This is a genomic window from endosymbiont of unidentified scaly snail isolate Monju (assembly GCF_000801295.1).
Taxonomy (GTDB): domain Bacteria; phylum Pseudomonadota; class Gammaproteobacteria; order Chromatiales; family Chromatiaceae; genus MONJU.
Window position 1 is genome coordinate 972,516 of sequence record NZ_AP012978.1, and the last position, 13,286, is coordinate 985,801.

Annotated in this window: 12 protein-coding genes and 1 pseudogene; 3 read left to right on the top strand and 10 right to left on the bottom strand. The window is 65.5% G+C overall.

Translation table 11 applies throughout. The features are described 5' to 3' along the window. Positions 1–12 precede the first annotated feature (12 nt). The 4 genes from EBS_RS04600 to EBS_RS14515 form a co-directional block, all read right to left on the bottom strand. Positions 13–195 (bottom strand): YgaP family membrane protein, encoded by a 183-nt coding sequence (locus EBS_RS04600; RefSeq protein ID WP_043107579.1) that lies wholly within the window; start codon positions 193–195, stop codon positions 13–15. A gap of 69 nt (positions 196–264) precedes the next feature. Continuing rightward, positions 265–951, bottom strand: a complete 687-nt coding sequence (locus EBS_RS04605) for a Crp/Fnr family transcriptional regulator (protein ID WP_052199302.1) — start codon at positions 949–951, stop codon at positions 265–267. A gap of 4 nt (positions 952–955) precedes the next feature. Beyond that, a complete protein-coding gene (locus EBS_RS04610) occupies positions 956–2,608 on the bottom strand; it encodes an EAL domain-containing protein (protein WP_231892869.1) in 1,653 nt (550 codons plus the stop codon). After that, positions 2,524–3,393, bottom strand: a complete 870-nt coding sequence (locus EBS_RS14515; RefSeq protein ID WP_231892844.1) for a DNA-binding transcriptional response regulator — start codon at positions 3,391–3,393, stop codon at positions 2,524–2,526. Before EBS_RS14515 ends, EBS_RS04610 begins: the two co-directional genes overlap by 85 nt. A 112-nt stretch (positions 3,394–3,505) precedes the next feature. On the opposite strand from EBS_RS14515, the gene EBS_RS04620 reads away from it, so the two are divergent. Next, positions 3,506–6,232: an ATP-binding protein gene (locus EBS_RS04620; RefSeq protein WP_148307660.1), complete on the top strand. Its 2,727-nt coding sequence runs from the start codon at positions 3,506–3,508 to the stop codon at positions 6,230–6,232. A gap of 207 nt (positions 6,233–6,439) precedes the next feature. Here the strand turns inward: EBS_RS04620 and EBS_RS04625 are convergent, their stop codons facing one another. The 4 genes and pseudogenes from EBS_RS04625 to EBS_RS04640 all read right to left on the bottom strand — a co-directional run bounded on the left by EBS_RS04625 (position 6,440) and on the right by EBS_RS04640 (position 10,114). Then, positions 6,440–7,855 (bottom strand): PhoH family protein, encoded by a 1,416-nt coding sequence (locus EBS_RS04625; RefSeq protein WP_043107582.1) that lies wholly within the window; start codon positions 7,853–7,855, stop codon positions 6,440–6,442. Between the two features lie 3 nt (positions 7,856–7,858). Beyond that, positions 7,859–8,334, bottom strand: a pseudogene (locus tag EBS_RS04630) (peroxiredoxin). A 12-nt stretch (positions 8,335–8,346) separates the two neighbouring features. Next, entirely contained in the window at positions 8,347–8,886 is a 540-nt protein-coding gene (locus tag EBS_RS04635) for a glycine cleavage system protein R (RefSeq protein ID WP_043107583.1), read from the bottom strand. A gap of 133 nt (positions 8,887–9,019) precedes the next feature. Further along, positions 9,020–10,114: a galactose-1-phosphate uridylyltransferase gene (locus tag EBS_RS04640; RefSeq protein ID WP_043107584.1), complete on the bottom strand. Its 1,095-nt coding sequence runs from the start codon at positions 10,112–10,114 to the stop codon at positions 9,020–9,022. 204 nt (positions 10,115–10,318) lie between these two features. Between EBS_RS04640 and EBS_RS04645 the strand changes: the two genes are divergently transcribed. Both EBS_RS04645 and EBS_RS12785 read left to right on the top strand, forming a co-directional pair. Further along, positions 10,319–10,747 (top strand): host attachment protein, encoded by a 429-nt coding sequence (locus EBS_RS04645; RefSeq protein WP_043107585.1) that lies wholly within the window; start codon positions 10,319–10,321, stop codon positions 10,745–10,747. 14 nt (positions 10,748–10,761) lie between these two features. Continuing rightward, entirely contained in the window at positions 10,762–11,493 is a 732-nt protein-coding gene (locus EBS_RS12785; RefSeq protein ID WP_148307661.1) for a methylated-DNA--[protein]-cysteine S-methyltransferase, read from the top strand. Between the two features lie 25 nt (positions 11,494–11,518). Here the strand turns inward: EBS_RS12785 and EBS_RS14210 are convergent, their stop codons facing one another. Continuing rightward, positions 11,519–12,178, bottom strand: coding sequence for an ATP-binding cassette domain-containing protein (locus EBS_RS14210; RefSeq protein ID WP_171816184.1), 660 nt, complete (start codon positions 12,176–12,178; stop codon positions 11,519–11,521). Further along, entirely contained in the window at positions 12,061–13,278 is a 1,218-nt protein-coding gene (locus EBS_RS14520; RefSeq protein ID WP_148307663.1) for an ABC transporter transmembrane domain-containing protein, read from the bottom strand. Before EBS_RS14520 ends, EBS_RS14210 begins: the two co-directional genes overlap by 118 nt. Positions 13,279–13,286: the final 8 nt, after the last annotated feature.

Below are 13,286 nucleotides of genomic sequence, written 5' to 3' on the forward strand. Positions count from 1 at the left end.
GATACCCGGGACTCAGCCCTTCTTGGTGCTGAGCCCAAAGGGCAGATAGAGCGGGCACCAGCCGATCGCCCCGGTGAACAGCGGGATGATGCCGACAGCGCCCCACCAGTTCTGGTTCACGTAGCCCCAGGCGAGCAGCGCTACACCCACGACCAGGCGGAGAGTGCGGTCGATTCCACCAATGTTCTGTTTCATGACGATCTCCTTTGTGTTTCTGGTTGATGTGGTTTCAGTCTAGCCAATCGCCGAGAGGCCGTCGGTGACTTAGTCACATTGAGCCAGTGCCTGTTTCAGCGCCTGTCGGTGCAGCTGGACGTGACCGCGCCGCAGCTCCAGCATGCCCCGGTGGGCCAGATCCTTGAGTACGCGGCTGACTACTTCGCGCGAGGTGCCCAGGTCGTCGGCGATGGTCTGGTGGGTGATCGCCAGGTCGTCACGGCCACTTTCCTCGCCTCGCTGCAACAGGTAGCGCAGCAGTCGCTGGTCCAGGCGGCGGAAGGTCACCTCCTCGAGCAGCATCAGCACACCGGACAGCCGGGTGGCGAGCAGGCGCCAGATGAAGCGTCGCCAGGCCGGGAAGCGCAGCATGAAGTCCTCGACATGGACGGCGGGGATCAGGATGACCTGCAGATCCCGTTCGCAACTGGCGATGGCGGGAAAGCGTTCGCCGCCGAGGATGCAGGAGGCGGTGAGAATGCAGCATTCGCCGGCTTCGATGCGGTAGAGGGTGATCTCGCGTCCCGATTCGGCCAGTTCGTAGACCCGGGCGCGCCCCTCGAGGACCAGTGCCAGGTGGGTGCATTCCTGTCCCAGGTCGCAGATCGCGGCGCCAGCGGGTAGCCTGGCGTCCAGGCCAGCCTGGTCGATGGCCGCCACCAGTTCCGGATCATCCAGCATGGGGTAGCGTTGCCGTATCAGCAGGCTGCGTGCGTTGCCGCTAGGCTTGGCCATGAAATCAGATCACGACCTGGGTGAAATCATATTCCATGGTCTCCATCGCCTGCTGGATGAAATCACCCTGCAACAGGTCGGCGCCCGAGGACCAGTGCAGGTCGATGGCCCGTGGGTCGTCGATATTCGAGACCACGACCCGCGCGTTTGCGCGGTGGGCCTCGTTGATCACGGTGGTGATGGTTTCCTTGTCGGCCTTGAGCAGGCGTGGCGCTATGCGGATGAAGTTGCCGCGGACATAGCGCAGCACCTTGAAGGCCGCGGATTTCTCGGCAAAGTGTGACAGACAGACACGGATATCCATTGCGTGCAGCTGGCCGATGGCCTGCTTGGCAGCCTTCAGATCGTGTGACAGGGCGGAGAGCCGGAATTGCAGCACCAGGCCGGTCCCCACCATTCGACGATCGCGCAGCTCTTCGGACACCCACTCCGGGTAGTCGGGGTTGTGCAGGGAGATCGCCGACTGGGGAATGAACAGGCGGGTCTTGTGGCCGTCGTTCCGGCGTTGCTTGAGGATATCCAGGGCCCTGCCGAGCAACCAGGTATCGACCTGGTCGGCGAGACCGGCACGTTCGATTTCCTTGCGCAGGTCCTGCAGCGGCAGCAACTCGCCCGTGGCCGTCGGCAGACGTGGCTGTATCTCCCAGGCTTCGGTCCCCGGGTCGACCAGGTCGAGCATCGGCTGATAGAACAGCCTGATCTCGTCGTTTGCCAGACGATCGCGCAGGATCTGCGTGATATCTTGGCTTGCCGCCACGGCCGCTTCACTGGCGGCAGCAAGCTGCTTTTCCAGCGACTCATCGTGGGTCACCGTCTTTCCCGGGCCGTCAGCGAGTGCGTGCTGCAGTGCCAGCCTGGCACGGCTGATCATTTCCGGGGCTTCGTTTCCGAGCTTTTGTGCCAGGGCCATGCCGATGGCAATGGTCAGGGTCCGCTGTTCGTCGCAGAGGGTGAAGGTGTGTCGAGTGACCGTCTCGTGGAGACGTGAACACAGGTCGTGGATGGGGTTGGTATTCGAGCGTCGGACCAGGATACCGAGCGTCTCGTCATCCAGGCGAGCCAGGGCGTCGTTGGCGCCCAGCTCCTTGGCCACCACCTCTTCGAGCTCGGTGATCAGGTCGGCTATCCCTTCCAGTCCTTCCAGCTTGTGCATCTGGTCGGGTCGCAGCAGCAGAACGGCGTGCGCCTGGGTGCGCATGGGATCGGTGCTCAGTTGGGCAGCGATCCGGTCCAGAAACTGGGTCTGGGTGAGTGTGCAACGGCCGTACTGAGGGCCCTGGCCGGTTTCGAAGAGCATCTGCGAGCGGCGGATGCGGTTCTCGACTACCGCGATCAGCTGCCGGGGGCGAATGGGCTTGGTGATGAAGTCGTCACCTCCGACGCTCAAGGCGTCTACCTGCTTGTCGGTATCCTGTTCGCCCGAGAGGAAGACGATGGGGAGGTTCACGAACTCGTTGTATTCCCTGATCACCGAGGTGAGTTCGATACCGCTGACCCGTGGCATGTAGATATCCATCAGGATGAGGTTGGGCCGAAATTCGCGCAACTGGTCGAGTATCTGCATTGGATCGGTCACCGTCCGGACCTCCATGCCGGCCTTGGACAGTACCGAAGCCGCAAACTTGGCCTGTGCCAGATCGTCGTCGACCACCACCACGCGATAAGGCGCGCGAAGCGTCTGGGTCCCCAGCAATACGGCGATGCGTTCCCGGATATCCTGCATGTCAAAGGGGGGGGGGAGAAGAAGGCGCTGCCGCCCGCACGGGTCGCACGTATCCGGGTTTCGAGGTCGCCGTTTTCCGCTACGTAGATCAGGGGAACGCGGCGGCCGGTGTTCTTGTGGATGAGGGCAACCTCTTCGATCAGGGGTTCCATCTTCGGGATCGATGCCACGTCCGCCAGCACTGCACTCGCCTGACGGCGATGCAGCAGATGGATGGCCGCGGCCGGGTCGTCGAGTCGCTGTATGGAGAAGCCGCTTTCGCCCAGTTGGCTGACGACAGCATCAAAGGCTTGTGGCAGGGTGCCCAGGACACAGATGTTGGGCGAGGGAGGTTCGGGTTGGGACGAGGTCGGCGGCTCGGTACCGTGGAGTTGCTGGTCCAGAGGCGGCAGCGGTACATCCAGCGCGGCGAGCAGCCCGTCGAAGTGCTCTCGTTGTTCGGGTGTCATCGGCAGTTCCATGCCGACGAAAGAGCTCAGATAGACCTCGGCAGAGAAGGCTGCCTCGGCCAGCTCGCTCGCCCCGACCTGTTCGGCCTGCTCCGCCAGCCGGCTCAGCTGCTCATGGAGCTCACTGGTGGTTTCGGGTTTCCAGTGTTCGCGCTGGGAGGCCCACAGTGAGCGGATGTTGTGGACCTGGTCGGTCAGGCTGGCGAGGGCATTCGAATCAGCTTCCCTGGCATCGGACCTTGGCGGCGAATCGGGCGATCTATCCGGCATCTGGGGCATCTCGATCCATCACGATCCACCCATATTACCTTAACCGGGATTCTCTTCGCAGGTACAGTTAGGATAAGAGGGCCCTGGATGGGCAGGGAGACAGGTGAATACGGTGCAGAATGATTTGGAAGATGCCCGCAAGCCAGACTCCCGGCAGGGAGCGGTGACGGGCTGGTCGGCGGATCGTGAGGCCCTGCTGGGGGCTTTGCGCTGGGCGGCCTGGGTGGCGCCGTTGCTGGCACTTGCCGGGGTTGGCCTGTATCTGCTCGGCATGGCAGACCAGGCCCCCTTGCAGCTGATGGGGGTCAGTGCGGCGTTGCTGATGCTGCTGGGATGGGTTTCGCGACGGGTGCTGGTGTCCCGACATCGGCTCCTGTTGTGGGAGGCGGCCCTGTTTTCCCTGCTGGCGCTGCAGCTTGCTGCGTGGTTGCTGATGCCCATCGGTATCGCGAGCACGCATCCGGCCTTGCAGTTGCTCGGCCTGGGGGCCGTATTGCTGGTGTTTCTTCCCCTGTTGCACTGGTTGCCGGGTTTCTGGCTGCTGCTGGTGTTGCTGTTGACGGTGGCAGTCTGGTTCGACGGTGGTCTCCGGTCGTGGCTGGCCGTGGCGGTGGTTGCCGCCGCCATCATGGGACTGGGCGGGCATCTGCTGAGGCGCGAGCTGGGGCGGGCACGCTCCCGTGACAACGAGGCACGAAAACGTGGCGAGGACCTGGAGGAACGGCTGCTCGACGCCGACGGGCGTGTCCGCCAGGCCAACGAAGAGGTTGCGCGTTGTCGCCAGGAGCTGGCCGAGGTGCGCAGTCTGGCCGAGAGTGCCAGTCGCGCGAAGACCGAGTTTCTGGCCACCATCAGCCACGAGATCCGTACCCCGCTGAACGGTATTCTGCCGATCCTCGATCTTCTTCAGAGTACGGAACTGAACGACGAGCAACGGCGCTATGTGCGCACGGCGTTGAATTCGTCCCGGCACCTGCTGCGCATCATCAATGACATCCTGGATTACGCCAAGGCCGATTCCGGCAAGCTGGAACTCGAGAGTATCGAACTGAACCTGGAAGAGCTGGTGCGTGGCGTGCTCGACCTGATGGCCACCAGCGCAGAGCGCAAGGGCCTGCGTCTGGCTCTGCGAATAGACAAGGACGTACCCCGTTCGGTGCGGGGCGACCCCATTCGTCTGCGTCAGATCCTGGCCAACCTGGTGAGTAACGCGGTCAAGTTCACCGAGAAGGGCAGTATCACCGTGCGCATCGAGCTGCAGCGTGCCGGCCGGCGCGAGGTCGAGCTGCGCTTCAGCGTCACCGATACGGGAATCGGCCTGTCTCGCGAGGCGGCAGGGCGTCTGTTCGAATCGTTCACCCAGGCCGACGCCTCGACAACGCGCAAGCACGGGGGTACCGGGCTGGGGCTGGCCATCTGCCGTCGCCTGGTAGAGCTGATGGGGGGACGTATCGGTGTGCGTTCGCGTCCGGGCCAGGGATCCACCTTCTGGTTCACCGTTTCCCTGCGGCGATCCATTCATGAGGTCCCCACCTTGCGCAAGGATCTGGACGGCATACGCCTGCTGGCCGTGTTGCCGGATGCCGGGGTGCGCCGGGAGATTACGCAGGCCCTGGGTCAATGGGGGGTCAAGGTCGAGGAGGCCGCTCCTGGTGCAGTACTGGCTCGCTTGCGCGATGCGGCGCGTCTTGGCCCGAGCTGGGCCTTCGAGGGAGTACTCATCGATGGCCGGGGCATCGAGTCGCAGTTGCCGGCCCTGCTGCACGGCATCCGGGACGAGGCGGGCCTGGCGGACCTGCCCGTGATCGTGGTCATCCGTGCCAGCGAGGTGGCGCGACGCCTGCGTGAGTCGTTCGGTGTGCAGGTGATTCAGGGGGGACTGCAGACTTCCGTACTGAAGCGCTTGCTACATCGGGTATTCGATGTCGTCGGCAGTGCCAGTTACGAGGCCCAGCACGACGATCTCCTGGGCTACCGCGATCTCAACATCGAGCAGGAGACTGCCCTCGCCGATACCCCGGATTCCGCCGAGGGCAGCGGTGGCACTTCCGGTCTGCGGGTGCTGCTGGTCGAGGACAACCCGGTCAATTCCGGTGTGGTCAAGCGGGTGCTGGACCGCCTGGGGGCGGCCTGTGAGGTGGTCGAGAACGGGCGCCTGGCGCTCGACCGGCTGAAACAGGGAGGGGTCGACCTGGTGCTGATGGACTGCCAGATGCCGGTAATGGATGGCTACGAAGCTACCCGGGCCTGGCGCGAGCATGAACGGAAGGCCGGTGGACATCTGCCGATCATCGCCATGACCGCCAATGCCATGCACGGCGACCGTGAGAAGTGCCTGGCTGCCGGCATGGACGATTACCTGGCCAAGCCGGTCTCCCGGAAAGAGCTGGATGCCATGCTGGGCCGCTGGGGAAGGAAAGGCGAGCGACAGCGCCCCGCAACATCTGCGGCGACGGGTGCGGCAGAGACAGTGCCGACAGACCGCCGGCAGGCACTTCTCGACCGTTCGGTGCTCGAGGAGTTGCAGGAGGTAATGGGCGACGATCTGGATGACCTGGTGCAGACCTGGAAGGACAGTTCGGCCGAATTGATGCAGCAGCTGCGTCAGGCGGCCGAGGCCGGGGATGTCGAGGCCATGATCGTACCGGCACACTCGCTCAAGTCGAGTAGCGCCAATGTCGGAGCCATGCACTTCTCGGCGCTGGCCAGGACAGTGGAGCATGCTGCGCGCCAGGGCAAGACCGAGATCGCCCTGGCGGCCTGGCGCAAGATGCCCGCGATCTACGATGCCACGCGCAAGGTGCTCTCGGGGGCTCTCCGAACAAGTCCGGGGCGATGAGATTGCCGACCGGAATGCGTCGGCTCACGGTGTGCCAATCGCACCTGACCGCCCACTATCGCAAAGGCAGGTAACGCGTCGATGGTGTGTTCCGGCGGCAGGGTCGCGTTTCATGACCAGTTTGGATGGAGACCTCCCCGGGGAATTTCCTGTCATGCCCCTCCTCAGCTTGCGGAGGAGGGGAGAAAGTGCTTTTTCAGGGGTTCCCTAGAGAATCTGCGAGGCGTAATCCGCCAGCCGTGAGCGCTCACCGCGTGTCAGGGTGATGTGCCCGCTGTGCGGCCAGCTCTTGAACCGGTCCACCACGTAGGTCAGCCCCGAGGTGGTCTCGGAGAGATAGGGGGTGTCGATCTGCGTCAGGTTGCCCAGGCAGATGATCTTGGTGCCGGGACCGGCGCGGGTGATCAGGGTCTTCATCTGGTTGGGGGTGAGGTTCTGCGCCTCGTCCAGGATGATGTACTTGTTCAGGAAGGTGCGTCCGCGCATGAAGTTGAGCGAATGGATGCGAATCTTTGAGCGCAACAGTTCGTCAGTGGCGGCACGTCCCCAGTCGCCACCGCTGGTCTGGGTGAGTACCTCGAGGTTGTCGGTGAGCGCGCCCATCCAGGGCGTCATCTTCTCTTCCTCGGTGCCGGGCAGGAAACCGATGTCCTCGCCCACGGGCACCGTTACCCAGGTCATCACGATCTCACGGTAGCGGTTGGTGTCCATTACCTGCGACAGACCTGCAGCCAACGCCAGCAGGGTCTTGCCGGTGCCGGCGGTCCCCAGCAGGGTGACGAAGTCGATTTCGGGGTCCATCAGCAGGTTGAGCGCGAAGTTCTGCTCACGGTTGAGCGCGTTGATGCCCCACACCGAATGCTTGCTGGTGCGGAAGTCCTGTATCCACTCGATGATGGCGTCGTCGCCTTCCTTGCGGCGCACGATGGCCTCGAAAGGCTGGTCGCCCTCCTGGTAGACCAGCTGGTTGATGTACCACTCGCGGGTGTCCGGTCCGGAGACGCGGTAGAAGGTGCGGCCTTCTTCCTGCCAGGACTCCATGTCGCGCGAGTGGCGGTCCCAGAAGTCCGCAGGCAGTTTGGTCTGACCCGAGAACAACAGGTCGAGATCGTCCAGTGCCTGGTCGTTGTGGTAGTCCTCGGCGACAAGCCCCACCACCGCGGCCTTGATGCGCAGGTTGATGTCCTTGGAGACCAGTACCACCTGGCGGTCGGTGGCCATGGCCTTGAGCGCCAGCGCGGTGCCCAGGATGTTGTTGTCGGGCACGTTGCCGGGCAGTGACTCGGGCAGGGCGGCTGGTTGCAGGTGGGTCTGGAAGAACAGGTGACCCAACTCGGCCTGCTGATCCACGCTTTCGATCAGGCGCGCGCCGCTCAGTGGCAGGCCGGCGCTGATCTGTTCGGGGCGGGCATGGGCCATCAAGTCAGCCAGGAAGCGGCTTGCCTGGCGCACGTTACGTGCGACTTCCGAGGTGCCCTTCTTGGCGTGGTCGAGTTCCTCGAGCACCACCATGGGCAGGAAGATGTCGTGCTCGGCGAAGCGGAACAGGGCGGTGGGGTCGTGCATCAACACGTTGGTGTCGAGCACGAAGAGCTTCTTGGCGGTGCGTGACTTGAGGCCCACGGATCAACCCTGGTTCAGGGCCTTGACCGCTTCGAGCACTTCCTCCACGTGGCCCTTGACCTTCACCCCGCGCCACTCGCGGCGCAGGATGCCCTCGGCGTCGATCAGGAAGGTGCTGCGCTCGATTCCGCGCACCTGCCGGCCGTACATGTTCTTCAGCTTGATCACGCCGAAGGCCTCGCACAGCACCTCATCGGGGTCGGCGACCAGGTCGAAGGGAAAGCCGAACTTTGCCTTGAAGTTTTCCTGCGCCTTCACAGGCTGTCGCGCGAGGCGCCGAGGATGCGGCAGGACTGGCGGCGGAACTTGTTGATGTATTCGGCGAAGTCCTGGCCTTCCTGGGTGCAGCCGGGGGTGTTGGCCTTGGGGTAGAAGTACAGCACCAGCGGTTGACCGCGGTAGTCGGACAGGCGCGCCTGACGGCCGCCGGTGAGCAGGAGTTCTACATCGGGTACGGGCTTGTCGACGGTGACAGGCATGGTGTTGTCCTCTTATCCCTTGACTGGCTCGAGTACGGCATCGAGATTGAGTTGGTCGCAGAAGTCCATGAATTCCTCGCGCAGGCTGGCGATGTGCATGGTCGCCGGGATGCCCACGGTCATGCGCACTGCGAACATGGGCGTGCCGGTGTGCGCCGCGGCATAGCTGCTGGTGGTCATGTCCTCGATGTTGATGCCGCGCTGCGAGAAGAAGGCGGCCAGGTTGTGCACGATGCCGGGCTGATCCAGCGCGACCACGTCCACGCCGTAGGGCAGCAGATCTACCTTGCGGGCATCCGGCTCGGCGCGGTCGGCAATGATGGTCAGTCCCAGCTCGCGTTGCAGTTCGGGAATCTGGCTTTCGAGCCGTGCCAGCTTGTCCCAGGGGGCCTCCACCGACATCAGGATGGCGAAGTCGCCACTGAGTACGGCCATGCGGGTGTCGAGGATGTTGCAGTCCGCCTCGAGGATGGCGCGCGTCAGGCGATCGACGATGCCGGGACGGTCCTTGCCGAGGGCGGAGAGGACGAGATGGCTGTTCCTGCTGGGCATGGGGTGTTCCGTGCAAAGAATCGAACGGCCACCAGTGTACCGCATTCGACTGTGCGCTCAATGACCGGAGCCAGTGATCGGCTGGGCATGCGGACAGGGCCGTGGTGGCGCGGCCATGCCGCCGCGCAACGGGCTACGGCGTCTCGTCGATCTCGACGTTGCGCAGGGCCTCGGCGGCGTCTTCGGGGCTGACGGTGCTCACGAACAGACCCGATCCCAGCTCGAAGCCGGTGGGGATGCTGGTGCGCGGGCAGATCTCGAGGTGCCAGTGGTAGCTGTCGCCACAGTTCTCGTAGTCTTCGCCGTGGGGCACCGAGTGCAGGAAGAAGTTGAACTGCACGCCGCCGACGACCTTGTCGAGTCGTGCCATGGTGCGCCGCAGCACGCGTGCGAAGTCGGCGAGATCTTCTTCGCTGGCCTGGAGGAAGTCGGCCTCGTGCGCCAGTGGCAGGATATGGATCTCCCATTCAAAGCGGCTGGCAAACGGCTTGATGGCGACGAAGCGTTCGCCACGCTCGATGACGTACTGGCCGACGTTGATCTTGCGCCGGACCTGGCCGGTCTCGCGCTCGTAGATGGTGGCCTCGAAGGTGAGTGCCTCGTCGATCAGCGAGCAGAAGATGCACTGGCCGAACTTGCGGTGGTGTTCGCGGCTGTGGGTGACCTCGTTCTGCACGTTCTCGGGCACCACCGGCATGGCGATGATCTGGCTGTGGGTGTGCGGGATGCTGGCGCCGGCGGCGGGACCGAAGTTCTTGAACACCAGCACGTACTTCAGGCGCCGGTCCGAGGCGTACAGCTCGGCCATGCGCCGCTGGAACAGGGCGAACAGGGCGCTCAGGTGGTCTTCGCTCATCTCGTGGAGGATGATGCCGTGGTCGGGGTGGTCGATGATCACCTCGTGGCGACCGTAGCCGTCGATCACCTGCTGCAGGCCGAAGGCGATGTTGTTGGACGGGCTGTCGTCGCCCAGCACCGGGTAGAGATTGGGTACGATGCGCATCTTCCAGTCGCCCTGCTCGGGCCAGCGGGTGATCTCCGGCGGGGTGCGGTCCTCGTTGCCGCGGCAGAAGGGGCAGGTGTCCACGTGGGTCCGGGTGTCGCGCTCGATGCGTTCCTCGGCCTTCTTGGGACGCATGCCGCGCGCGGTGGCTACCAGCACGGACTCGGTGGGGACGATGGGATTGATGCGGATCTCGCGTACGCCCTTGTTGCTCTCGTCACTCATGTCTAGGTCCTCCGGCGGGAGGTTATTTCTAGCACGCGCCACGGTGCGGGTAGATTGGGGTTTCGTATGGGGGCATTAGCCCCCATGTTTGTCGAGGGCAGGTCCGTTTGTTGCGGATCAATCCCGCCGGTCCCCGAATCTGCTATTACATGAAGGGGGGCTGTGGCATCGTCCCGAAAACCACAAACAGAAGGGAGCCATTTCATGAGCATCTGGGTATTGGTAGCCGACGCCAGCCGCGTGCGCCTGTTCAAGGCCCTCAAGCGCAACGGGCCGTTGGAGGAGTTGCGCGACTGGACACACCCCGAGTCCCGCCTGCACGAGAGCGATCTGGTCACCGATGGTGGCGGCAGCAACAGTGGGCCAGGTGGACGACACGGGGTTGCCGCCGATCCCGTGCACAAGCCGGCCGAGGCCGAACGTTTCGCCCACGAACTGGTGCAGGACCTGGAGAAGGCGCGGAGCGAGGGGGCTTTCTCGCGTATCTACCTGGTGGCCTCGCCCAAGGTCCTGGGCCTGTTGCGCAAGCAGGCTTCCACAGAGCTGTTCGATCGGGTCAGTGGGGAGATCGCCAAGGATCTCACGACCCATTCGGCAGAGGAGATTCGCAAGCAGCTGCCGCCTCATCTGTGAGTTACTTCGAGGTCGTGGCAGCCGCTTACCAGCGCCTGGAGGGGATGGTTGCCGCCTGGATGGCGCGGGAAGGACCGCCACCGGACGCGGCGTTGGCGGCGCTGCTGGCACCGTCGGCCCTTGCGCGCCGAGTACGTGCAACCGTGCCGGCAGGCCGGCTCTGGCGATCGCTCGTGCTGTCGTGGGTCGATCCCCGATGTGAACAGGAACTGGCCTGGGGCTGCGCGCTCACCCCCTTCGGCGAGGCGGTGCTCGCCTTCGACGCGGGAGCGCTGTGGCACCTGTCGTTCACCGGGCCGGGACGGGCGGCGGAGGTGCTGTTGCGTCGCCATCTGCCAGCGGCGCGTTTTCTCTCGCAACCCGACCCGGTCGCGGCCGCGCGCTGGGCCGGGCGTGCTTTCGATACGACCGACGCCGTGCCCCTGCACTTGCGGTTGAGCGGGACCGCCTTCCAGTTCCGGGTCTGGCAGGCGCTGGCCCGCATCCCGGCGGGCGGGCTGTGCGACTACGGAACCCTGGCGCACCTGGCCGGCGCCCCGGGCGCCGCACGCGCGGCGGGCACGGCCATGGCGCGCAATCCCGTGGCCTGGCTGATCCCCTGCCACCGGGTGATCCGGGGTGATGGTCGGCTCGGTCATTACCAGTCGGGTGCGGCGCGCAAGGGCCTGATGCTGGCCTGGGAGGCCGGGGTGCTGGCGCTGCCGGGCTGGTCGGCGGAGGCCATGCTGCGCAACGGGGTGGGGTGAGGTCGATCCGGCGGGCAGGCAGGCCTCAGCCATCCGTGTCGGCCGGAGGCATGGCGCGCAGGCGCCCGGCGCTCAAGGTCAGCACCTGGTCGGGTGTCGGCAGGTCGAGCCGGCGGTGACTGACCAGCAGCACGGTACGCCCCGCGAGCAGCGGCCGCAGGGCGGCGATCACCTCGCGCTCGGTGGCGCGGTCCAGCCCCTCGGTGGGTTCGTCGAGCAGCAGCAGGGGCGCATCGCGCAACAGGGCGCGGGCGATGGCGATGCGCCGCGCCTGGCCGCCTGAAAGGCGCACGCCAGTCTCGCCGATCCAGGTGTCGTAGCCCTCGGGCAGACCACGCACGAAATCGAGGATGCGCGCCTGTTCGCAGGCGGCGTCGAGTTGCTGCTCGTCAGCCTCTGGCCGGCCCAGCAGCAGGTTGTCGCGCAGGGTGCCGGCGATCAGCTCGGTGTGCTGGGCGACCAGGGCGATGCGCGCACGCCAGTCCTCGCTGCGGTGTTCGCGCAGGTCGATACCCGCGTGGCAGATGCGCCCGGTGCTCGGGTCGCGGAAGCGCAGCAGCAGATGGATCAGCGAACTCTTGCCGGCTCCGCTCTCGCCGCGTACCAGGGTAAGGCTCCCGGGCGGCAGGACCAGGTCGATCCCGTCCAGGGCGGGCGGCTGATCGGGGCCGTAGCGCAGGCACACTCCCTCGAAGCGGATCTCGCCGGGGGGCGGCAGCGGGCGTGGCCGCGCGGGTTCGCGGATCGGCGGTTCGCGCTCGGCCAGGGCGTCGGCGAGCAGACGCGGGGCCTCCAGCCGGTCCTGGGTCTCGCGCAGCGCAGCGCCCGGTCGGCCTGCGCGATGGTCTCGGCCTGGCGCGCATCGGCGCCGAACACCAGCAGCTCGCCCAGGCCTTCGATGCCGTCGAGGACCCGGGCGCGCAATCGCCCGGTCCGGGTCACCAGCGCCGGGCCCTGGCGATGGCTGTGCCGTGCCACCCACAATGGCAGCAGCAGGCCGCCGGTGAGCAGCAGAGCCAGCAGCACCAGGGCCAGCAGGCCGCTGGTGTGCGCGGCGAACCCGGTGAACAGGACGATGGCGACCGCGGCGATCAGCATCGGCATGGCGATGCGCAGCCACACCGCATCGAGGCGGTCGATATCCTTCTGCAGACGGTTGAGCAGCTCGCCGCTGCGCTGGTCCTCGAGTGCCGCTGGGGCCAGGGGTTCGAGGCGCTGATAGAGCCAGGTGCGCAGGCGGGCAATCAGACGGAAGGTGGCCTCGTGGGTGACCAGACGCTCGCCATAGCGCCCAGCGGTGCGCAGCATGGCCAGGCCGCGGATGATGGCCGCCGGGGTGAAGTAATTGACGCTGGCACCGGCCAGCCCGGCCGCCGCCATGGCGCTGAGGAACCAGCCGGAGAGTGCCAGCAGGCCGACATTGGCCAGCACCTCGAGGATCTGGCCGGCGGCGGCGACCGCTTCCATGCGCGCGTGGTTCTGGGCACCGAAGCGGCGCAGCGGCAGGTAGAACTCGGGGGCCAGCAGCAGCACGAACAGGCCGTGGAAGAAGGCCATCTCACCGTCGAGCAGACGGAAGCCGACCAGCACGGCGATCAGGGCGATGCTGATCGCGGCCAGGAATTCCAGCACCGCCGAACTCAGGAAGGCCAGGCGCAGCACCTGCATGGTGTGGCGGCGGAAGGCCTCGGCAGTCTGCGCGATGCGCCGGGCCTCGCGCCGGCTGGCGTTGAATGCCTTGAGCAGGGGCAGGTGGCGCAGCACGTCGAGAAAGTGCCCGCCCATGCGTGCCA